This window comes from Pollutimonas bauzanensis, from assembly GCF_040393045.1.
GTDB classification, from domain to species: Bacteria; Pseudomonadota; Gammaproteobacteria; order Burkholderiales; family Burkholderiaceae_B; genus Pollutimonas; species Pollutimonas bauzanensis_A.
Map to the genome: position 1 here is coordinate 1 of NZ_JBEBUX010000003.1, position 22185 is coordinate 22185.

Annotated in this window: 18 protein-coding genes, 1 tRNA gene and 1 other RNA gene; 8 read left to right on the forward strand and 12 right to left on the reverse strand. The window is 56.7% G+C overall.

Features of this window, described 5'->3' with window-relative positions:
- The 4 genes from dnaX to ABWO67_RS00750 form a co-directional block, all read right to left on the reverse strand.
- Window positions 1-1345, reverse strand: a 1345-nt coding sequence (gene dnaX / locus ABWO67_RS00735) for a DNA polymerase III subunit gamma/tau (RefSeq protein WP_353146294.1), incomplete at its 3' end; no start/stop codon positions are given.
- 98 nt (window positions 1346-1443) lie between these two features.
- An RNA gene (gene ffs, locus ABWO67_RS00740) (signal recognition particle sRNA small type) lies at window positions 1444-1541 on the reverse strand.
- A 29-nt stretch (window positions 1542-1570) separates the two neighbouring features.
- Window positions 1571-4894 carry a UvrD-helicase domain-containing protein gene (locus tag ABWO67_RS00745; protein ID WP_353146296.1) on the reverse strand — a complete coding sequence of 1108 codons (3324 nt, stop codon included), beginning with the start codon at window positions 4892-4894 and terminating at the stop codon, window positions 1571-1573.
- The gene (locus ABWO67_RS00750) at window positions 4884-7547 is read right to left on the reverse strand and encodes a PD-(D/E)XK nuclease family protein (RefSeq protein WP_353146298.1); all 2664 of its coding nucleotides are present in this window, start codon (window positions 7545-7547) and stop codon (window positions 4884-4886) included. Before ABWO67_RS00750 ends, ABWO67_RS00745 begins: the two co-directional genes overlap by 11 nt.
- Window positions 7548-7623: 76 nt before the next feature.
- Here ABWO67_RS00750 and ABWO67_RS00755 point away from each other — a divergent pair, with 76 nt between their 5' ends.
- The gene (locus ABWO67_RS00755; protein ID WP_353146300.1) at window positions 7624-8451 is read left to right on the forward strand and encodes a TOBE domain-containing protein; all 828 of its coding nucleotides are present in this window, start codon (window positions 7624-7626) and stop codon (window positions 8449-8451) included.
- Here ABWO67_RS00755 and ABWO67_RS00760 read toward each other — a convergent pair.
- The 3 genes from ABWO67_RS00760 to modA are packed head-to-tail and all read right to left on the reverse strand — an operon-like array spanning window position 8403 to window position 10593.
- Window positions 8403-9140, reverse strand: a complete 738-nt coding sequence (locus tag ABWO67_RS00760; RefSeq protein ID WP_353146302.1) for an ABC transporter ATP-binding protein — start codon at window positions 9138-9140, stop codon at window positions 8403-8405. The two genes, ABWO67_RS00755 and ABWO67_RS00760, sit on opposite strands and share 49 nt — an antisense overlap.
- Window positions 9137-9826 (reverse strand): molybdate ABC transporter permease subunit, encoded by a 690-nt coding sequence (modB, locus tag ABWO67_RS00765; RefSeq protein ID WP_353146304.1) that lies wholly within the window; start codon window positions 9824-9826, stop codon window positions 9137-9139. Before modB ends, ABWO67_RS00760 begins: the two co-directional genes overlap by 4 nt.
- An 11-nt stretch (window positions 9827-9837) precedes the next feature.
- Window positions 9838-10593 (reverse strand): molybdate ABC transporter substrate-binding protein, encoded by a 756-nt coding sequence (gene modA, locus ABWO67_RS00770; RefSeq protein WP_353146306.1) that lies wholly within the window; start codon window positions 10591-10593, stop codon window positions 9838-9840.
- Between the two features lie 235 nt (window positions 10594-10828).
- Between modA and xerD the strand changes: the two genes are divergently transcribed.
- The gene (gene xerD, locus ABWO67_RS00775) at window positions 10829-11683 is read left to right on the forward strand and encodes a site-specific tyrosine recombinase XerD (RefSeq protein WP_502929941.1); all 855 of its coding nucleotides are present in this window, start codon (window positions 10829-10831) and stop codon (window positions 11681-11683) included.
- A 42-nt stretch (window positions 11684-11725) separates the two neighbouring features.
- A complete protein-coding gene (locus ABWO67_RS00780; protein ID WP_353146310.1) occupies window positions 11726-12220 on the forward strand; it encodes an aminoacyl-tRNA deacylase in 495 nt (164 codons plus the stop codon).
- A 56-nt stretch (window positions 12221-12276) separates the two neighbouring features.
- Here ABWO67_RS00780 and ABWO67_RS00785 read toward each other — a convergent pair.
- From ABWO67_RS00785 to ABWO67_RS00795, 3 genes are all read right to left on the reverse strand, one after another.
- Window positions 12277-12351 (reverse strand) — tRNA-Arg (locus tag ABWO67_RS00785).
- A gap of 88 nt (window positions 12352-12439) precedes the next feature.
- Window positions 12440-13423 (reverse strand): tripartite tricarboxylate transporter substrate binding protein BugE, encoded by a 984-nt coding sequence (locus ABWO67_RS00790; protein ID WP_353146312.1) that lies wholly within the window; start codon window positions 13421-13423, stop codon window positions 12440-12442.
- Window positions 13424-13563: 140 nt separating this feature from the next.
- The gene (locus ABWO67_RS00795; protein ID WP_353146314.1) at window positions 13564-14553 is read right to left on the reverse strand and encodes a tripartite tricarboxylate transporter substrate binding protein BugE; all 990 of its coding nucleotides are present in this window, start codon (window positions 14551-14553) and stop codon (window positions 13564-13566) included.
- Window positions 14554-14746: 193 nt separating this feature from the next.
- Here ABWO67_RS00795 and ABWO67_RS00800 point away from each other — a divergent pair, with 193 nt between their 5' ends.
- Genes ABWO67_RS00800 through ABWO67_RS00810 form a run of 3 tightly spaced genes read left to right on the forward strand, consistent with a single transcriptional unit; the run spans window position 14747 to window position 17490 of the window.
- Window positions 14747-15646: an AEC family transporter gene (locus tag ABWO67_RS00800; RefSeq protein ID WP_353146316.1), complete on the forward strand. Its 900-nt coding sequence runs from the start codon at window positions 14747-14749 to the stop codon at window positions 15644-15646.
- 9 nt (window positions 15647-15655) lie between these two features.
- Window positions 15656-16198, forward strand: a complete 543-nt coding sequence (tsaE, locus tag ABWO67_RS00805; protein ID WP_353146318.1) for a tRNA (adenosine(37)-N6)-threonylcarbamoyltransferase complex ATPase subunit type 1 TsaE — start codon at window positions 15656-15658, stop codon at window positions 16196-16198.
- On the forward strand, window positions 16144-17490 hold the full coding sequence (locus tag ABWO67_RS00810) for an N-acetylmuramoyl-L-alanine amidase (protein WP_353146320.1): 1347 nt from the start codon (window positions 16144-16146) through the stop codon (window positions 17488-17490). Before tsaE ends, ABWO67_RS00810 begins: the two co-directional genes overlap by 55 nt.
- A gap of 13 nt (window positions 17491-17503) precedes the next feature.
- Here ABWO67_RS00810 and ABWO67_RS00815 read toward each other — a convergent pair whose 3' ends face one another.
- Window positions 17504-18145 carry a VTT domain-containing protein gene (locus tag ABWO67_RS00815; RefSeq protein ID WP_353146322.1) on the reverse strand — a complete coding sequence of 214 codons (642 nt, stop codon included), beginning with the start codon at window positions 18143-18145 and terminating at the stop codon, window positions 17504-17506.
- Between the two features lie 119 nt (window positions 18146-18264).
- On the opposite strand from ABWO67_RS00815, the gene mutL reads away from it, so the two are divergent.
- Both mutL and miaA read left to right on the forward strand, forming a co-directional pair.
- Window positions 18265-20157: a DNA mismatch repair endonuclease MutL gene (gene mutL, locus ABWO67_RS00820; RefSeq protein ID WP_353146324.1), complete on the forward strand. Its 1893-nt coding sequence runs from the start codon at window positions 18265-18267 to the stop codon at window positions 20155-20157.
- Window positions 20154-21110: a tRNA (adenosine(37)-N6)-dimethylallyltransferase MiaA gene (miaA, locus tag ABWO67_RS00825; protein ID WP_353146326.1), complete on the forward strand. Its 957-nt coding sequence runs from the start codon at window positions 20154-20156 to the stop codon at window positions 21108-21110. The genes mutL and miaA overlap by 4 nt, the downstream gene beginning before the upstream one ends.
- On the opposite strand, the gene purM is transcribed toward miaA, so the two are convergent.
- On the reverse strand, window positions 21097-22149 hold the full coding sequence (gene purM / locus ABWO67_RS00830) for a phosphoribosylformylglycinamidine cyclo-ligase (RefSeq protein WP_353146328.1): 1053 nt from the start codon (window positions 22147-22149) through the stop codon (window positions 21097-21099). The genes miaA and purM overlap by 14 nt on opposite strands.
- Between the last annotated feature and the right edge of the window lie 36 nt (window positions 22150-22185).

Genomic DNA, 22185 nt, shown 5'->3' on the forward strand with positions numbered 1-22185 from the left:
CATCAGGCTGCACCGGCTCGACCAGGACCGCTGGTGCTGGTGCTGGTGCTGGTGCTGGTGCTGGTGCCGGGACGGGGTCGGCAGGCGTTATCACAGCCGGCTGTGGTATTGGCGCTGCTATCTTCTCGGCACTAACGGCAGGGGTTGCAGAAACGGATGCCGCGGGAGACGCAATAGGGGCAGCTTGTGCCGCCGGCGCCGCACCTTCCGATTCAGAAGCGGCAGGCTTGGACGGCGGCGGGCTGACCGGTGCGAGCGAGCCCGCGGGGACCAGCGCCAGCATGCGCAGGCAAGCCATGACAAAACCGGCGTATTCGTCGGGCGCCAGGGATAGTTCCTGACGGCTATGGACTGCCACTGAGTAAAACAATTGCGCTTGATCGGGATGCAGGCTAGTTGCCAACTGCACAATATCTTCGGCCTGGGGGTCGTCGGCGGGTATCGTGCCTGGAATACGTTGCTGGATCGCGATGCGCGACAGCAAGACTGCCAAATCGGCCAAAGCCCCCGAATAAGACAAGCCGCGCGAAGCCAGCTCATCGGCCACGTGCAGCACTTGTGTGGCGTCGCCCGCAGCCAGCGCTTGCAGCAAAGTCACCAGGTGACGGTGGTCGATGGTGCCCAGCATGCCCTGCACGGCATCCGTCGTAAGATGCCCGGCGCTGTATGCAATAGCCTGATCGGTCAATGACAATGCGTCGCGCATCGACCCCGATGCGGCCTGCGCCAGCAAGCGCAAGGCGGGGGTTTCGAACTTCATGTCCTCCTGGCCCAGCACTTCCTGCAAATGCGCCACAATCGATTCGGCTGTCATTTGCTTCAGATTGAACTGCAAGCAGCGCGACAAGACCGTGACGGGAATTTTTTGCGGATCGGTGGTCGCCAGGATGAACTTCACATGGGGCGGCGGTTCTTCGAGCGTCTTGAGCATGGCGTTGAACGCGTGCCCGGTCAGCATGTGAACTTCGTCGATCATGTAGACCTTGAAACGGCCGCTGCCCGGGGCGTATACCGCCTGCTCGAGCAATTGCGTCATTTCTTCCACGCCCCGATTCGAGGCGGCATCGAGTTCGACGTAGTCGACAAAACGACCTGTATCGATTTCGGTACAAGCGCGGCAAACACCACAAGGCGTAGCCGTAATGCCAGTTTCGCAATTCAGCGACTTGGCCAAGATACGCGACAGCGTCGTCTTACCCACGCCTCGCGTGCCGGTGAATAGCCAGGCATGGTGCAATCGCTGGGTTGACAGGGCGTGCGTCAGGGCTCGGACCACGTGGTCCTGGCCGATGAGAGTATCAAACGAACGTGGCCGCCATTTACGCGCCAGTACCAGATAAGTCATGCAGGGAGCTTAAAGCCGGAAGCTATCAATCGATAAACGAAAAGTGTACCGGATTAGACGCAAGCTTGGGGTATTTGAAGAGATAAACAGAAAAACAAGGAGGCGAGCCTGACTTCGGCACTGATTCTAAGCGACTATGGCTGCTTCGTTCCCGACCTGACCAGTTTCACCGCCGAACCATGCGAAGGGGCCCGCCAAGAAAGAGTTTAACAGGAGTTTGGACTTTCAGTAATCCACCCAGACATCTGCACGCGGAAAGTACAGCGCGCCGCGTGCCGGACGCCCGTCCAGCGCACTGACATGCCCGCAATAACGTTCGATCTGCTCGCGATAGCGCTCACGCATCCGCGCGGCAAACGCATCGCGAGTTTCATCAGCATGGGGCACGCCCGTCTTGTAATCCACCACCAGCCAGTCGTCTTCCTGGGAGATTGCCAGGTCGATGACCGAAACGCGCCCGCTGACGTCGAGCAGCGACCATTCCCTATGGGCGCGAGCGGCCCACAATAGCCACTGTCCTTTCGGACTGGCCAGCGTGGCTGCCAGCGTATCGCGTAACACCTGCGCGGCAGCATCCACAGCCGTCCCTATGACGCCTGCCCGACTTAATTGCTTGCGAAAAATAGGCAGGCAAGTGTCTATCCTGTCGATGGACCAGGCTTCGACCCCTTCCTTGCCCAAACGCTCCAGCCAGGCATGGGCGACCGTTCCTATCATGCTTTCATTGCCGGACTCGGGCCGCCAGGTCCAGGTGCTGACTTGACGGGCCTCCTGATAAGGCACTGCATCCGCAGGCAGGGACTGTGCCGACATACGCACCAGCATACGCTGTGGCCGCGCCTCGTCCAGCGCCGCATCCCCGGTGATCAACTCGGCGGGATCGGGAGTCTGGGGCGGCGGCATGTGTTCCCACAAACGCCCTAGCAAGGACGTGGTTTCCGGCTTTTTAATGGCACCGCCCCCTTCCAGTCCCAGCTTGCCGATCAAGTGCAATTGCTGGCGCGCACGGGTCAATGCAACATACAAAAGCCGATCCGCCTCGTAAGCCCCGCGCTTTTTGTCGCGACCGGCCAGGTATACGGAAACGGGATCCTGCTCGTCAGAGACCTTGTGTTTAATGGGCCCCAGCAAGAGTTCGCCACCGCTATGCTCAAAACGCATCAACGGCGGGGTATCGGCCTTGGGTCGGCGATCCAGGCCAGTCAGGATGACCGTATCGAACTCCAGCCCTTTCGACTTGTGAATAGTCATGACTTCTACCGCCCTGCCACTGCCATTGGGCGCGGCATAAAGCTTGTCGAGCTTGTCTTCCAGTGCGATAGGATTCAGGTTGCCATAGGGCGCGAGTTCCTCGATCAGGCGAAATAAGCGTTCGGCATCGGTCGCATCGCTTTGGCTGCTGTACACGGCAGGTCCACCCAGGCGTTGCCAGCAGCTTTCCAACCAGGCGGCGAAAGGAATAGTGCCCGAGGCATTACTTGAATCCAGCAGCACGGCAGCGGCATGCCGCAAGCGTCTGGCTTCCATGGCGTCCATGCCGCATTCGTCTTCGGCCCCCTGCTGCAGCCACTGGGAAAGCAGCGCCGGTATGGTCGTGTACAAATCGGAACCGCATAAGGCGTGCAAGCTATTCAAAGTAAGACCGCACAGCGGTGAACGCAACACCGACAACCACGCCAGCCTATCGGCCGGATGCGACAGCGCCCTGGCCAATTGCGCCAGATCTATCACGACTTGACGCGACTTGAGCGACACCAGCTCCACCGCCCGACAAGGGATATTCTGTTGCGCCAACCGATGCACGATACCGTCCAGATGTGTTCGTGCCCGCACCAATATCGCCACAGGGTGTGCGCTATCGGGGTTACGCAACAAAGCTTCTTTGGCAAGCTGTATTGCAATGGACTCGGCTACCGGCCCCGGATCACCAGCCTCGTCACCCTGCTCTCCCTTAAGCGCCCAGACCGGATGAAACTCCACACCCAGGCCCTCGATGCCATCATTGAATGCGACGGAATCCGTATAGCGAATAGCCCCCAAGCCAGGATGGTCTTCTTTTGGAAATATGGGCCTGCAGGTTTTATTGACCCACTCGACCAGGTTGGCCTGGGAACGAAAATTGTCTTTCAGTTCCAGGGGGGTGAGGGAAACTTCCCCAAGGCCATGTTCCTTGACGGTCAGGAACAGCCCGACTTCAGCCTTGCGGAAACGGTAGATGGACTGCATAGGGTCGCCCACCAGAAACAGCGTGCGGCCATCACCGGGCATCCAGCCGGACGTCAGGCGTTCCAGCAACTGAATCTGGGACTGACTGGTGTCCTGGAATTCATCGACCAGTATGTGTCGAATAACGGTATCGAGCGCCAGCAACAAATCGCTGGGGTCGTCCACTTGTCCCAATGCATCCAGGGCGCGCCGCGAGATTTCGGTGAAATCCACCTCGGCCGCTTCGGTAAAACATACATTCAACTGGGCGGCGGCCAGCCACAACACTTCGATCAGAATGCGCAGCGTATCTTGCTGCTCATCGCTATAGCCATCGCAAGGCGCGCTGCGGATATCGGCCAATGCAGCGATCCAAGGCTCGGACTCCGGCACGGCTTTAATCCAGGCGAGGAAATCGTCTTTGTAGTCCGACTTGGCTTCGAAACCCTGACTGATAGTGACCGTTTTCCTGAGCTTGTTTTCTTTGGTCAACAGCATGCCGGCCAATGCCTGCCACTGAGACAGGCTTGACACATCAGTATCGAAAACCTCGCCTTGCCAGTTTTCCAGAATGCACTCTTCAGCGGTTGACCCCTTGCTGATCAATACACTGGCGGCACGCGAAACCATAGGGGCCAGTGTCGTTGCCCAACCAGGCGGCATCGCCTCGGCCAAACGCTCAAGATCAACCTGAACTGCCCTATCAAGGTTTTCCAGCAATTGGTCGACGTCGCTGCCAGGCATCAGCAATGGCAGCCAGTGGTCGCGGCTTGCAAGCATATTCGCCAGCAAGCCCATCGCGCTTTGCCTGTTCACATCCAGATGAGAAATGAACCGGGCTACGGATTCGTTTTCATCGGCCATAGCCAGCGTGGCTTTCGCAGCAGCCTCATAATGCTGGACGGGATTTTCGGCAATAGCGGGCAACCCGCCCAGAGCGCTAAGCCACGGCATGGCGCGAACCAGATAAGTGCAAAACGAATCAATCGTGCGTATGCTTAATCGCGCTGGATACTGCAGCAGGTTCCAGCCCAGTTCGTCGTTGCGCTGCATAGCTTTTTGAGCCAGCTCCCAGCTGCGCTTCTTATACGCTTCGGGCGGGCATTCGCCCTGTCCGCCAGCCAGCTTGCCAAGTACGCGGGCGTGCATTTCCGATGCCGCTTTACGCGTAAAAGTAATCGCCACGATTTCTTCAGGCCGATTGACGGTCGCCAGCAGAGCCAGGATTCTATCGGTAAGCAGCTCGGTTTTGCCCGAGCCTGCAGGAGCCTGAATAATGAATGAGCGGGACGGATCGATAGCGGCCGCTCGAACGGCACTGTCGCTAGGCGATTTAATCGACACGTTGATATTCCTCTGTTAAACGCAAAAACGGCAAAACGTCGCAATACTTGATATCGTCGGCACGCCAGGTTTCGTTGCGGGCAGCACCCGCGGCATACTCGTCAGCCAGGCTTTCAATAGTGCGACGCCACTCGGCCATCAGCCCATTCCAGCTATAACCGGCAAATGCAGGCCATGCCTGCAGCGTCGACAAGCCATCCAAGCCGTAGTCGCCATCAACCAGCCCTTTTACCTTGGTTTCCCTGGCATGCAGCCTGGCGAGGACCAGCGCGGCCACGGCCTGGTCTTCACCGGCCAGCACGGCGGCATAAAAGGGCAACTGCAAGCCCACCGGCCGCGTACGCATCCAGTCAGAACGCGGGTCAATGTCGCTATCGCCCGCTTTGTAGTCGATGACAGCCAGGCGGCCATCATGCAATTCATCAATGCGATCCAGGCGCAGCTTCAGATCTAGCGGACCGTGAGACCACTGATATTCCTGCTCGACATCGCGAACACGAAATGCCTCGCGGGTCAGTTCCAGTGCCAGCCAGTCCTGCAATACTTTCTTGGCACGCGCCGTTTCCAACGACCGCAGCACCCCACCGTAGTCTTGCAGACATTCGTCAGCCGCCTGCTCCACGACTTGTTCCAGCAAGCCTTCCAAACCGCCGCTGGACTCCAGGTCGCGCAAACCTTGCTGGTCGTGCAACAACCGCCACACCAACTCAATGGCTTTATGCAAAAAGATGCCACGCGCATTCTGGTCGGAGATATCGGCATAATCAACCAACTGACTGGCGCCCAATCGATACTTCACAAAAGCCCACAAAGGATTGCGAGCCTGCGTATCGATAACACCAATGCCTCCACGCGTCTTCACGCCTGCCTGCAATGCCGGCCCCCGCTCATCAAACACGTACTCCAACTCGCAGCCATCCGGCTCTGGGGCAGGAGCTAAAACGGACATATCGACGACGCTTAGCGCCGAAATACATGGGCTGGGCCGCAACTCGGTTTCGCCTTGGTGTTGCGCATGACTAAGCAGGACTTCGGGCGCGCAGGCGAGCAAGGCGTCGTACATGGATCGCGCCCAATTCAATTCGCGTTCAGGAGTCGCCCGCGGAGCGTTCGCCTGGCGCAAGGCCGCCAACGGAATGAAAGGGTTGGGTTTGGGGACGGCAGGAAGCACGTCATCGGTAAGCCCCAGCACCCATATACCGTCCCAGCGCCCGCCTTCCGACTCAAGGAAACCGAGCACATCCAGCTTGGCGGAAGGATCGCGCTGCGGCTGGAATGGCGTTTCGCGCGCCAGCCGGCTTAACATGCCAACCGCAGCCGAGAAGCCCACCACCCCCACGACCGGAGCCTGCCTGGCCAACCTGTCAACCAAGCCATCGAATGCTTCCACGACTTGATAAGCATGGCTGTCGAGTCCTGCCTGACCAGGAAAACCCAACGCCTGCAACCACGACCGGAAACGCGTCGTCCAAATGTGCATATCGGCCGTGCCCGATTCAGGCGACCACGCTTGCTCGCAGTGGCCCCATGCGACAGCCAGGCGTGGCGCGTGCTGTTCAAGCAATCCACGAAACTCGGCGAGCGACACCGTGACTTTGGCCTGCTTGCGCCAAAGCGCGTCTATGGCCGCCCGTCCTGACGCTTCTGGTATGCCGCCTGCGCATCCTCCTGCCAGCAATGCCTGGCCCAGGTCTGCGGGCGCACAATATTTTCTTTGCGCAAACAGCGCCAAGATGCGCAACCAGGCGAGCGCCGCGCGAACGAGCGGCCATTCCGACAACGGCCGCGCCACGGCAATGTTGTAGGGAACCTGCCGGCCTTGCGCATCGGTTCCGAGTGCCGCGCGCAAGCTACGATGCGCCAGGACGACGTCGGCTTCCAGCCGCGCCGCCACAATCGCAAAGCGCCCCTCCGGATGCTGTTGTAATTTTCCAGCGGCCCACTGCGCCGCCATGCGCCACTCCGCATCCGGGTCGGGAGCAATCACGCGTCGCGCATGGCTCTCCGCTCGCGCTCCGGCTTCCAGGGACAACACCTCAATACCTTGTTCCTGCAGCGCGTCCAGCAAACTGGACAAACGCGGTGAAATCTCGTTAAACCCGGCGAGCACCAGATTGGCAAAAGGCAGGACCAGCAAACCATCACGGATGGCGCTATGAATACGTTCGTAGGCAAGATTGCTGTCTTCAAGATCCATTTCGGCCAGCATCATCCGATAATCCCTGCGCCAGACCATGAAGCGCTGGTAATCAGTGGTTTCCACTTCTGGAATCACGTTGATGCGCCACTCATCCAATAGCTGGTCGGCTTGTGCCGCTAGCCTGGCGGCCTGGGAAACATCCAGCAAGACGTGATCAGACTCTGCGTCCGCAATGACCCTCTGCCACAGAAACTGCGAGCCGAATGCATCAACGGTATGCGACGCCAGCTGTGCCTCGGGAACAAACGACAATTGATCGGCGATTCGCGCCAGCCAACCCGACAAGGGCACGATATCGGGCACCGCCATGACACGCCGCGTATCGCTTAAGCTGGCCGACAACTCAGCCAGAATACGGCGAGCATGCCGGTTATTGACCGTCAGGATCAAGGCGTCATCCGGATTCAGGCCGGCAAGGTCATCCAGGGAGACGGAGGCGAAGGTATCAATCATAGTTCCAGGTGCTTGCAACAGTCGCGGGCAAATCGACAAGAACCTCATTCTAACGACTATGACTTACACTTATATTATGCCCACACAAAACAGTCCTCCCCCCATCCTTCCGGTAGAACTTAGCGGTTCGATTTCGTTTCGTTCCGGGCAACAGAACTGGGGCAGCCAAAGACGCATGGCGTTGTTGCATGCTATCGGCCAGGAAGGCTCTATCAGCGCCGCCGCGAAAAAAATCGGCCTCAGCTACAAGGCAGCGTGGGACGCCGTGGACACCATGAACAATCTGGCGGGCGAACCATTGGTACTGCGATCGACGGGCGGCCATCGTGGCGGCGGCGCGACATTGACAGAAAGGGCTCGTGAACTCATACAGCTTTACCATGCCCTAAACCAAGAGCACGAACGTTTTATGGCCCAGCTGGCCAAGGCCAGTACGCAGTCAGCACAGAACCTGGAGCTTATCCAACACATGATGATCCAAACCTCGGCGCGCAACAAATTGCTTGGCATTGTCGACCACATCAAGCCTGGCGCTGTCAACGACGAGGTCACGCTGACCATAGGCGATGGGATACAGGTTATCGCCACCATCACCAGTGAAAGCGTGCAAAACCTGGGGCTTCATCCCGGCAAGCGGGCCTTGGCGTTTATTAAGGCGTCATCAGTTATCGTCGGAGCGCCGGGCGGCGACCTTAAACTTTCGGCGCGCAACCAGTTGCCGGGCCGCATCAGCCGAATTGTTCCCGGGGCGGTCAATGCCGAAGTCTGCATAGAACTGGAGTCAGGGCAAGTCATCGCGGCGATGGTCAGCCTTGAAAGCCTTGACTCCATGGGTCTGAAAGAAGAACAAGCGGCCTATGCGATTTTCAAGGCTTCCAGCGTTATGCTCGGCGTCCTCGACTGATTCAGCGCCAATTGTTCCGGATGGCAGTTGCCAACTATCTTGCCATTTTCGATTTTGTAGACCTCGTCAGCCAATGCCACCACATCAGCGGGATCATGGGTAATCAGAATGGTGGGGATTTCCAGTCGGGCTTGCAGCGCAGCCAGCTCGGCACGCATTTTTGTCCGCAGATCCGCATCCAGCGCAGCCAAGGGTTCGTCCAGCACCAACAGCCGGGGCTCTACGGCCAAGGCCCTGGCCAGTGCAACGCGTTGTTTTTGCCCCCCTGATATTTCAGCAGGATAGCTATGCAAGATAGCGTCCAGTTCGAAAGCATCGATCCAGCGCCGTGCGGCTTCGGGCAAGACGTGGCGCCGCAAATTAAGCCAGCCCTTTTTCAAGCCAAAACCAATATTCTGCGCCACGGTCAAGTGGGGAAACAAGCCATAGTCTTGTTGCAGGTAAGCCAGCTTCCTGTCCTGAGGCACAAGAAATATGTCACGGCTTGAGTTATATAACGTTGATCCACCGATATCGATATGACCGCTATCCGGGCGCAACAAACCGGCAATGGCCTGGACGGTCAGCGTTTTGCCTGAACCCGACGGCCCGAACAACGCAATGCGAGATGACGACGTTGCAATGGCAATGTCCAGCACAAATTCCCGATTGCCGGAAAACACCTGCCTTTTTATGTGTATCTGGATCATAAGAGACGGCTTCCTGAGCCCGACATACGCGATCTGTCAGGCATTAGCTGTGTCGCGATCCACAGCACGGCAACACAGGTCAAAGAGGTTATCAACACGAGCATCAGCGCCAAGTCGTCATTGCCAGCCTGGACTGCTTCGTAGATGGAAATCGATAAGGTTTGTGTACGCCCGGGTATGCTGCCGGCGATCATCAGGGTAGCGCCAAATTCGCCCAAAGCCCGGGCAAAGGCAAGCAATATCCCCGCTACAACGCCACGCAACGCCAGAGGCAACGTAACCCTGAAGAACACCCCGGCATTGCTGATTCCCAAGACCTTGGCGGCATCTTCCAGCGTATGATCAACGCCTTCGAAAGCGGCACGCGCAGCCTTTAGCACCATCGGAAACGCTACCACCGTGGCGGCGATTACAGCGCCTTGCCAAGTGAAGACAAGCTGGATGCCCCATTGTTCAAGATATTGCCCAAGCCAGCCGCGACGCCCCAACAGCACCAAGAGGTAATAGCCAATGACGGTGGGAGGCAGCACCATGGGCAGCGTCAAGATGGAATCAACCAAGTCGCACCAGCGCGAGCGCCAACGGGACAAGCCGTAGGCAGTGGCAATCCCCAGGATCGCTGCAAAAAAGGCGGCCCAGCCGGCCACCTTCAAGGAAAGCAATAACGGAATGCTAAAACTGTTCATGCATGCACTGCTTACGGCTTGGCAAAGCCAAATTTAGCCAATACGGCTTGCCCCTCGGGCGAGTGAATATACGCCAGGAAGTCTGCCGCCTGGGCATGCCGCCCTTTGCGCTGGACCAAAGCAATGGGATACAGCACCGGCTCAGGAGAAGGCAGCTTTTCGATGACCTTGACCTTTTCCGGCATGATGGCCGCATCGGTGGCAAAAACGAAGCCTGCATCGACCTCGCCCCGCGCGACATAGTCCAGAACCTGCCGCACGTTTTGGCCCAGCACTTCACGTTGCTTGACCGCATCCCAGTCGCCTGAGTGTTCGAGCGTCGCCTTCGTGTAGCGGCCTACCGGCACAGTCGCCGGGTTGCCGAACGCAACGCGCTTGACGCTATCGGACTTCAGGTCGGCCAGCGATTGAATCTTCAGCGGATTATCAGCGGGTACGATAAAAACGACTTCGTTACGGACAAAATCCTTGCGTGACGCGACATCAATAACCTTGGCTTCGACGGCCTTGTCCATTGCTTTTTGATCAGCCGAGGCAAAGATATCCGTCGGGGCGCCGTTCACGATTTGCTGCACCAGCACATCAGACGCGGCGAAGCTCATCAATACCTTGGTATCTGGATGCGTTTGCTGGAACTTTACCGCCAGTTCGGTAAATGCGTTAGTCAGACTGGCCGCGGCAGACACCACGATATCTTCCGCTGACGCAGATGCGTTCCATCCCAGCATCGCGAAAAGCGCCGTTGCGACAAACCGTTTGATTTTCATTCCTGCCCCTGTTTGCTATCGAATATAAGGTTTACATGCTGCACAATCTCGTAATATATATACCTACATAACGATAGTCAAATTCATGGCCAGACCGGATGGATAGGATAAGATGATGGTGGCCAGCCAAGCGCAACCCATACGGACGCCTTGCCACTCTATTTACTTAGCATCTACGGTCACGACAACCTTGGTATTTCTACCCCCCGCTTCCATTGATACTTTTATCGACGCAATGTGGCTGGAAGACGGCCTGGCGGCAAACACGCTGTCGGCATATCGGCGCGACCTCGGTGCTTTTGCACGATGGCTGCACGAGAAAAAAGCCAAAGGGCTGGAACAAGCCGATGCTGCCGATATCCAGGATTGGTTTGTTGCCCGCCACCCAACCAGTAAAGCCACGACCGCCAATCGCCGCCTGGCTGCGCTAAGACGTTTCTACCTCTGGGCCATGCGCCACGGGCTGGTTGCCAAAGACCCTTGCCTGACCTTGCGCGCCGCAAAGCAGGCTGCACGTTTTCCCAAGACCTTATCGGAAGACCAGGTAGACGCCTTGATGCACGCGCCAGACGAGCGAAGCACCCTGGGCTTGCGCGACCGTGCCATGCTCGAAACCTTATACGCCACCGGCCTACGTGTCACCGAATTGATCAACCTGAACGTATTGGATGTCAGCCTTACGGAAGGCGTGGTCCGCGTCAACATGGGCAAAGGCGGAAAAGACCGACTGGTGCCGCTGGGCGCGGAAGCCCAACACTGGATAGACCTGTACTTGAAACAGGCGCGCCCCGAACTGCTGGGACCGCGCCGCTGCGATGCATTATTCGTTACTGCACGCGCCGCAGCCATGACACGCCAATCATTCTGGCTCATTGTAAAGAAGCACGCCGTTCAGGCCGACATCCATACGCCGCTTTCACCCCATGTCGTACGGCACGCTTTTGCCACGCATTTGCTGAATCATGGCGCCGACCTGCGCGTGGTGCAGATGCTGCTGGGTCACGCCGACATTTCCACTACGCAGATATATACTCATGTGGCGCGCGAAAGGCTCAAAGCCCTACATGCCAAGCATCACCCGCGCGCTTGAGTGCAACGACAGCCCCACCCTATTTGTTAAACACATCTCATCATGGCAAAAGACAAACACGTATCAGAAACACCGGCAACGCAGTTTCTGAAGAAAAACAAAATAGCCTATAGCGAGCATCCCTACGATTATGTAGACCATGGCGGCGCCACCGAAGCCGCAAAACAACTGGGCCTGGACTTGCACCAAGTCGCCAAGACACTGATCATGGAAGACGAGAATGCTCGGCCCCTGATTGTCGTCATGCACGGCGACTGCGAAGTTTCCACCAAGAATCTGGCTCGTCAGATCGGCGCAAAAAAAGTCGCCCCCTGCACGCCCGATACGGCGCAAAAACATTCCGGCTATCTGGTAGGCGGCACATCGCCTTTTGCAACACGCAAGAAAATGCCGGTATGGGTGGAGGCCGCTCTTTTAGAATATCCGGTTGTCTACCTGAACGGCGGACGGCGTGGGTATTTGATTGGCGTGCCAGCGTCAGCGCTGACTGGCTTGCTGGACGCAAAACCGGTGACTGTGGGATTAGCCAAAGGCTAAGGTCGATGCAACGGCAATTGCTTCAATAAAAAAAGCTTGCACTGTACAGAAATAGCTGGCGTCTCCAGCAGGAATCGAACCTGCAATCTTCCCTTAGGAGGGGAAAGTTATATCCATTTAACTATGGAGACGCAAAACCGAAACCGGATTATAAGGCAGTCCGGAGAGAAAAAAGCCGAGGCGCACGCCCCGGCTTTTTTTTAAACGGCAATAAGTCGACTATTCAAGCTTGATGTTGCCTTTGGCGACAACATCTTTAGCCCAATCGAATTGCTCTTTGATTTCCTTGCCGAACTCTTCTGGCGTGTTGCCGGAAGGTGCAGCGCCTTGCTTTTCAAGAGCTTCGATAACCTTGGGGTCTTTCAAAGCCACCACTGCCGCGTCACGCAACTTTTTAACGATTTCGGGTGGAGTGCCTTTAGGAGCAAGCAGACCATACCAGGCTGGCTGGTTAAGCTGAGGATAGCCCTCTTCTGCCAATGTAGGAACGTCTTTCAGGCTAGGAAGGCGCTCTGGCCATGCCACAGCCATTGCACGTAGGTTACCAGCCTGAATTTGGGCCATGGAGGAAGGCAAGTTGTCGAACATGATTTCGATTTGACCGCCAACAGCATCCGTCACTGCGGGACCCGAACCTTTGTAGGGCACGTGAACCGTATCGGTGCCAGTCGCGAGCTTGAAGGCTTCGCCAAACAAGTGCAGCACCGAGCAAGTGCCCGAACTACCGTTGGAATACTTGCCCGGATTGTCTTTAAGCACCTTCACAAATTCCTTGAAGTTTTTGGCAGGGAACTTGGGATTGACTTCGATAACGTTAGGCACGTTGGCAAAGTTGGTGACTGGAACGAAGTCCGTCAACGCATCGTAGGGTAAATCGGTGGGACGGCAAGCTGGCAACACAGCTAGCGTGGATACTGTAGCGATCGACAAGGTGTAGCCGTCGGGTTTGGCACGCGCTGCTTCGGCTGCGCCGATAGCACCGCCTGCGCCGCCTTTGTTCTCGACGACGAACGTTTGGCCCAATTCCTGGCCCATGCGTTGCGTCACGATGCGAGCAACGATATCGGTTGAACCGCCAGGCGCAAAAGGAACGATGACCCGAACAGGTTGGGTAGGATATTCGGCTGCATTCGCGGCGCCGAACACCGAAGCAACACCAGCAACCAGGGCTAACGCGGCGAATTTATTTCGAAATGGGACCATAAGAAGTCTCTCCGTGAAAACATTTTATTTGAATAACCAGGCCTTTATTTTAGGCTAGGCTTATGCATGTCACTAGCAGAATAACAGCATTTAGTTACTGTTGTCTTATACGTATTATGCGTTACCAAGTACCAGAAGGATTATTCGAACTTGAAGTTTTTCTGCGCCACTACGCCTTTGGCCCAGTCATATTGCTCTTTGATTTCCTTGGCGAATTCTTCCGGTGTATTACCAGACGGCGCAGCACCCTGCTTTTCCAAAGCCGCGATAACCTTGGGATCTTTCAATGCCACCACCGCGGCGTCGCGCAACTTGTTGACGATTTCAGGCGGTGTTCCCTTTGGCGCCAGCAAACCATACCAAGCCGGCTGGTTCAATTGTGGGTAACCGAGTTCAGCCAGCGTAGCGACATCTTTGAGAGAGCCCATCCGCTGTGGTGCTGCAACAGCCAACGCACGCAGGTTGCCTGCCTGGATCTGAGACATGGAGGAAGGGATATTGTCGAACAAGACCTCAACCTGCCCGCCGACGGTATCAACCACGGCCGGACCGGATCCCTTATAGGGAACATGAACAATATCTGTACCTGTCGCTAATTTAAAAGCCTCGCCAAACAAGTGGTTGATCGAGCAAGTGCCCGAGCTGCCATAAGAATACTTGCCCGGATTGGCCTTAAGCACTTCTACGAACGTTTTGAAGTCCTTCGCAGGAAACTTGGGGTTGACTTCGATGACGTTGGGAACATTGGCAAAATTGGTCACAGGCACAAAGTCAGTCAACGGGTCATACGGCAGGTCCGTCGGACGGCAAGCAGGGTTAACAGCCAGTGTGGACACCGTCGCAATCGATAAGTTGTAGCCATCGGGCTTTGCACGTGCTGCCTCGGCAGCGCCAATCGCCCCGCCGGCCCCTGCTTTGTTCTCTACAACCATGGGCTGGCCAAGCTCTTGGGCCATGCGCTGGCTGACAATACGTGCCACGATATCCGTTGAACCGCCTGGTGCGAAAGGCACCAATACGCGTATCGGCTGGGACGGATAATCAGCAGCATAAGCTGTGGCGCCGCCAAATACGGACGCCAGACCCACAGCGATGGCCAGTACGGAAAATTTCTTATTAAGTGCAACCATCTGTCGTCTCTCCGGGAATTTCATACAAAAAAGGGCCTCTGTTCAACAGTCCAAAGCCACTTTGCTGGCCGACAGAGTAGCATCTTCCATCAGCATTAACTTTGCTGATTAGGGCAAATATAAAGGCCTTTTTCGACTGAAATAAGCTTACGTCTAAAATAGCGGCCCGCCCTGTAATACCAGCCAAAGCCTCATGTCCATCATTCAACTTGTTCTCCCCGATTTCCTGCTTATCGCTTTGGGTTGGGCGCTATTCCATAAGCTGAAATTTTCCAGCGAGTTCTTCCGGGGCGCCGAGCAGTTAGTTTATTTTGTACTTTTCCCCGCGCTGCTGTTCCATTCGATCACGCAAACACCGTTGAGCCTGTCAGGCACTTATACCCTGCTGCAGGCGACCATGGCCGTCATGGCGTTCGGTGTCGCCATGGCGTGGCTGGCGGTACCAACGCTACGGCCTGATCCGATTGCCCATGCGTCTGTCGCTCAATGCGCCTATCGTTTCAATACTTTTATGGGCTTATCGCTGGCTGGCGGGCTGGCAGGTGCAAGCGGCCAGACCATCATGGCTGTGATTGTGGGTTTTGCAGTACCGATCTCCAATGTGGCCGCCGTCCACGCCCTGGCCCGCCAGAACGGTGGAAAGATATTCAAGGAAATCCTCCGAAATCCGTTCATCATCGCCACAATCCTTGCTTTGTTGTGCAATATTTTGGGCGTGCCTATCCCCAAGCCGGTAGATACCGTGCTGGGCCGCCTTGGCGCTTGCGCGATTGCCATCGGTTTGATGTGTGTAGGAGCGACGCTTTCGCTCAATGGCGGAAAAGGTGCTGCCAGGCTAATGACATGGATGCTCGCCGTACGCTTGCTGTTGACGCCGGTGGCGGCCATTGCCATTGGCTGGGCATTGGAGCTTTCTGTGGTCGAACGGCAAATACTGTTGTTATTTAGTGCCCTTCCGACAGCCTCTTCAGCCTACGTATTGGCGGCAAGAATGGGCGGCAATGGGCAGATGGTGGCTGTTACGATGTCGCTGGGCACCTTGCTGTCGGCTCTAACTATTCCGTTCTGGCTAATGATAGGGGCTAATCCATAGCTAACGCATATGACTCAAGAAAACATCCAATTCAGTACAAAAGCGCTGTACTTACCCGATGAACAGGCCACGATCGCGCTGGCAGCCCAGCTTGCCCCAATGCTTTGCGGCACCCACCCGGCCGTCGACGCAACGCAACGAGGCGGAAGAATACACCTGCGCGGTGAGCTAGGAGCCGGCAAAACCAGCTTCGCTCGGGCGCTGTTACGGGCAGCTGGAATTACCGGAAAAATAAAAAGTCCTAGCTATGCGCTGATGGAAAGCTATAATCTTTCTAACTTAAACTTCTATCATCTTGATTTCTATAGATTTAGCGACTCCCGAGAATGGGTCGACGCAGGATTTCGAGATATACTGCAAAAAGAAGCAATAGTTTTAATCGAATGGCCGGAGCAAGCGGGGGCTTTATTACCTCCTCCAGATCTCGATATCAATCTTGAATACGCAGAACATGGGCGGCATGCCAGCTTAACGGCCCATAGCAACAAAGGAAAATTATGGCTGACGACACTCGCCCTTCCCCCACAGGACTCTCCCGGCGCCGGCTCATAGCAACCGCGAGCACGTTATTCCTTCTTCCTGTTGTTCCGCGCCTGGCCATGGCGGGTACTATCCTGGCTGTACGAACTTGGCCAGCCGACGAATACACCCGTGTCACCCTGGAAATGGACAGCGAACTGAAGGCTGAACATTTCACCCTTGAGGGCCCCGACCGGCTTGTGGTAGATATCGAGGGGCTGACCATGAGCCGGGCCATCAATGACCTGGTGTCAAAGATCAAACCCAATGACCCCTACATCGAATCGGTACGCGTAGCGCAAAACCGACCCGATGTCATTCGCCTGGTTATGGACTTGAAGCAGCCTATTGCGCCACAGGTCTTTACCCTTAAGCCTATTGGCGAATACAAATACCGGCTGGTGCTCGACTTGTACCCCAAGGTTGCGCAAGACCCTTTGCTTGCCATCATGGACAACAAAGAAACCGACCCGTTGGCTCAGGTACTAGAGGACCTTGCCCAGAATTCGCCATCCCAGGCCCCCATTCCATCAGTAGAAGGGCAAAAGCTGCCTCCTGTAGCCACAAAGCCCAGGTCGCCCGCTGCGCCTCCACCTATTGCTACGCAGCCGCGCGATAGTTCCCGTCCCATACTCGTCGCCCTTGACCCAGGCCATGGCGGCGAAGACCCCGGCGCCGTTGGACGCAGCGGCACTAAGGAAAAAGACATTGTGCTGAGTATTGCCCGGCGTCTGAAAAAACTGATAGACGCGCAGCCTAATATGCGGGCCTATCTGACTCGGGACAATGATTATTTCGTGCCTCTGGGGGTGCGCGTACAGAAGGCGCGCCGCGTCAAGGCGGATTTGTTTATTTCCATACACGCCGACGCATGGATCAAGCCCAGCGCCAGGGGATCCTCGGTTTTCGCGTTATCGCAAAATGGCGCTACCAGTTCAGCGGCCCGCTGGATGGCCCAGCGTGAAAACGACGCTGACCTTATCGGCGGCGTCAACCTGGGGTCGCACAACAAACAGGTGGCTCAAGTATTGCTGGACCTTTCCACCGCGGCACAGATCAATGACTCAGTGCAAGTGGGCAGCCGTATCCTGGGCGAGATCGGAAAAATCAATAAGCTGCATAAAAACCGTGTGGAACGGGCGGGTTTTGCCGTACTGAAAGCCCCGGACATCCCGTCCATACTGGTGGAAACCGCTTTCATCAGCAACCCTGAAGAGGAGCGCCTGTTGCGCAGCCCGGCGCACCAGGACCGTATCGCGAAAGCCATGCTAAGCGGCATTGGCGATTACTTCGCGGCCAGCCCCGCGCTGGCGCGCCGGACCTGACCCATCGCCCGCCTCAAGAGGTGGGCGATTTCTTCTTGAATATTTTCCACAAAGCGCCAACAACCACTGGCACTGCCGCAGCGCAGATGCCGATCAGTACAATGGTGTTCAGGTGCTCTTTAATGATGGGAACATTGCCGAAAAAGTAGCCCAAGGTTACAAGACTACCCACCCACAATACGGCGCCCGAGATATTGAACAGCTGGAAACGCACGATATTCATACTGCCGACGCCCGCCACGAAAGGGGCGAATGTGCGAAAAATGGGCAGAAAGCGCGATAGGACAATGGTTTTCCCGCCATGTTTTTCATAAAAAGCATGGGTCTTCAGCAGCGCGTTGCGATCCAGAAAACGATAATTGTGGGTAAACACTTTCGTACCTAAATAGCGCCCTACCGAATAGTTCACGGTATTACCCAATACGGCGGCTACGATCAATAAGCCACCCAGCAAGACGGGATCGAGCATACCCGAAGCGCCAAACGCGCCCGCAATGAATAACAGGGAATCGCCCGGCAAGAAAGGCAGCACGACCAGCCCGGTCTCACCAAAAATAATCAGGAACAGCACAAGATATATCCATGCACCATACTGGGTCACCCATATCCCGAGATATTGGTCTATGTGGATAATCATGTTCAACAAATCAAGCATATCAACTACCAAAAAAAAGATACTGCAATATAACGCGTTCATCCCCGCAAAAAAAGAACGGCCTCCACAAAGGGCTAAAATCATCAATATGCAAACCCGAAGCCGAATGGAATGCCTGAATGTCTGAACGTCGCTCTATCGCCCCCCTGCCCGACCTATTGATCAGCCAGATCGCCGCCGGCGAAGTGATCGAACGCCCTGCCTCTGTCCTGAAAGAATTGCTCGAGAACGCCATTGATGCTGGCGCGCGAGCCATTGAGGTGCGGCTGGATGGCGGCGGCATACGCCGCATTGCGGTCAGCGACGATGGCCATGGCATCCCGAAACCCGAATTACGACTGGCGCTAACACGCCATGCCACCAGTAAAATTGCTACGCTGAACGAACTGGAATCGGTCAACTCCATGGGGTTCCGAGGCGAAGCATTGGCTTCTGTTGCATCGGTAGCGCGGCTGACCCTGACGTCGCGCACCGTCAACGATGCCCATGCCTGGCAAGTCGAATCGGCGCAAAACGAACCAACTGCGGCTTCCGGCTCTATCGGCACAACCATTGATGTGCGCCAGTTGTTCGACGAAGTGCCTGCCCGCCGCAAGTTTCTACGCGCTGAACCAACCGAGTACGGCCATTGCGTTGATGCCATGGAACGAATTGCATTGGCGCAGCCCAATATTGCATTCAGGCTGTTTCATAATGATAAGGCTCAGCGCCACTGGCGCGCCGCCGATATCGCCCAGCGCGTACGCGATGTGCTGGGTGCGGAGTTCATCGAACAAGGCCTGGAAGTAGAGCAAGAGCATGGCCTGATCGTCCTGCGCGGCATTGTCACCCGGCCGACTTACGCACGCAGCCGCGCCGACCGCCAATACCTCTATGTCAACGGACGCTATGTAAAAGATCGCACGGTTGCCCACGCCATACGCCACGCTTACGCCGACGTCTTGCATGGCGACCGGCAACCCGCCTACGTTTTGTTCCTGGAAGTCGACCCGGCTGGCGTTGACGTCAACGTACACCCAGCCAAGCACGAAGTACGCTTTCGCGACAGCGGCGCCATCCACCGCTTTGTCTCTAAAGCGCTTGGCCACATTCTTGCAGCCGCAGGCGGACAATCAGCAGCCTCAACATCTGCCGATCCCGCTGCGTCGGGCTTTGCTCCGCCGCAGCAGCCAGACTCATCGACCCCATACAACACCGCTTACGAACCAGGCGGTACGGGGGGCTCGAACCCAGACTTTGGGCTGGCCTCGTCAAACGATGGGCAAGCTCCTTCTTCCGCATTTTTCCGTCCGGCCCAATACCAACGTGCCTTTCCTTTACGCGACCACGGCACCGACACCGCGACCAACTGGCAGTCGTTCTACCGTCCGCTGGATCCGCCCACCACAACGCAGGGCCAACCAGTTGACCCTATGTCGGACGAACACGAATTTCCCTTAGGGATGGCACTGGGGCAACTGCACGGCATCTACATATTGGCCCAAAATCATGCCGGACTGGTTCTGGTCGATATGCATGCCGCCCATGAACGTGTCGTCTACGAACAGCTTAAAAAGGCAATGGACACGCAAAGCCTGCCGTGCCAGGAATTATTGGTGCCGGTGGTTTTCGCCGTCACGGAAAAAGAAGTCGCATTACTTGAAGAGCACGGCGACACGCTAACCCAACTGGGACTATCCATACGCGCCGCTGGCCCTGCCTCTGTGGCCGTCCGATCTGTACCCGCGCTGCTGGCAAACGGCGATATCGAATCGCTTGCACGCGGCGTCCTGCGCGACCTGGCCAGCGTGGGCACATCGCCACGCCTTACCGAACAGCGCAACGAACTCTTGTCCACCATGGCCTGCCACGGCTCGGTCCGCGCCAACCGTCGGCTGACACTGGACGAGATGAATGGCCTGCTACGTAAAATGGAACAAACTGAAAGAGCCGATCAGTGCAACCACGGCCGCCCTACCTGGGTGCAATGGAAGGTCAGCGAGCTGGATAAAATGTTTATGCGCGGCCAATGACAATACCCGTTATCTGTCTGGCAGGCCCCACTGCCGCCGGAAAAAGCGCCACCACGCTGGCGCTGGCACAACGTTGGCCGATTGAAATCGTTATCGTCGATTCGGCTACGATTTATCGCGGCATGGATATAGGAACCGCCAAGCCGTCCGCTGCCGAACAAGCCATCGCGCCACATCATTTGCTGGATATCCGCGACCCGGCTGAAAGCTACTCCGCCGCCGAGTTCCAGCGGGACGCTGCAGCGTTGATCCAGGCGATCACCGCCCGTGGCAACATTCCGCTATTGTGCGGCGGCACAATGCTTTATTACAAAGCCTTGCGGGAAGGGCTAAACGAACTTCCTGCAGCGGATCCCGTGATTCGGGCCCAAATAGATGGCGAAGCGCAAGAAAGTGGATGGCCCGAATTGCACCGGCAGCTTGCCGGATTCGATCCAGCCACTGCGGCACGCCTGGCGCCCAATGATAGCCAGCGCCTGCAACGCGCCATTGAAATATATCGGGTCAGCGGGCGGCCTATGTCGTCCTGGCTCGCCGATGCGCGCCCAAAGCAAGACAATAGCCTGGAATTCATTACCGTCAGCCTGGAACCTTCGGATCGGTTGGCGCTACACGCCCGGATCGCGCAACGCTATCAGGCAATGATGGAGCAAGGCCTGCTGCAGGAGGTGCAAGCGCTGCATCAACGCCCCGACCTGCATACCGGGCTGCCTTCCGTGCGCTGCGTGGGATATAGGCAGCTTTGGGACTACCTGGATGGCAAGCAGGACAAAAGGCAGGCCATAGAGCAGGCCATCGCCGCCACGCGCCAGTTAGCCAAGCGGCAACTGACTTGGCTACGTTCCCAGCCCGACCGCCATATTATCGATTGCCTGGCGCCTGATGCCGCCAGGCAGGCCGTAGACAAGATCGCGCAATTCTGGCCGGATCGACCCTTGGTTACACCACGATAGTCTGAGGCGCATCGGCGCCCTGGCGTTCGGTAATCTCGCCCAGAACGCTGACTTGTTCACCATGGGCGACCAACGTCGCCTTGATGGCATCAGCCTGATCCGCAGGAACAACAATGACCATGCCTATGCCGCAGTTGAATACCCGATGCATTTCCGTATCGGCCACACCGCCGTTTTGCTGCAGCCAGGAAAACAGGTCAGGCATGGTCCAGGCGTCGCGATGCAGCGTTGCCGACAAATTGGGCTGCAAGATGCGCGGCACGTTATCCAGCAAACCGCCGCCCGTAATATGAGCAAGGCCTTTAATGGAAGCGCCGTGCGCTGCCAATGCCGCCAGCACCGACTTGACATAGATGCGGGTGGGTTCCATGACCACGTCTTCCAGCGGACGGCCGCCCAGGTCTTGGCCAGGCCTGGCATTGGCATGCGTCAGAATCTTGCGCAGCAGCGAAAAACCATTGGAATGCGCGCCGCTGGAGGCCAGCCCCAAAATGACATCACCCGGGACGATGGACTTGCCGTCGATGATGCGCGACTTTTCAACGGCGCCAACAGCAAAGCCGGCCAAATCGTATTCGCCATCGGGATACATGCCCGGCATTTCGGCGGTTTCACCGCCAATCAGGGCGCAACCCGAAAGTTCGCATCCCTTGGCTATGCCGCCGACCACGCTGGCTGCCGTATCGACCGACAATTTGCCGCAAGCGAAATAATCCAGGAAAAACAACGGCTCGGCACCTTGCACCAAAATATCATTGACGCTCATGGCCACCAGGTCGATACCAACGGTATCATGACGCTGCCATTCAAAGGCGAGCCGCAATTTGGTGCCAACGCCGTCAGTTCCCGATACCAATACGGGTTCTTTCAGGTGCTTGGGTACTTCGAACAAGGCGCCGAATCCACCAATACCCGCCATAACTCCGGCCCTCATGGTTTTGGCTGCAAGCGGCTTGATACGGTCGACAAGCGCATCGCCTGCGTCGATATCGACGCCTGCGTCGCGATAAGTCAAGGAAGCTGAATGTTTGTTTGTCATGAGAAATGCCGTGGGATGTGTAAGAATTGCATGTTG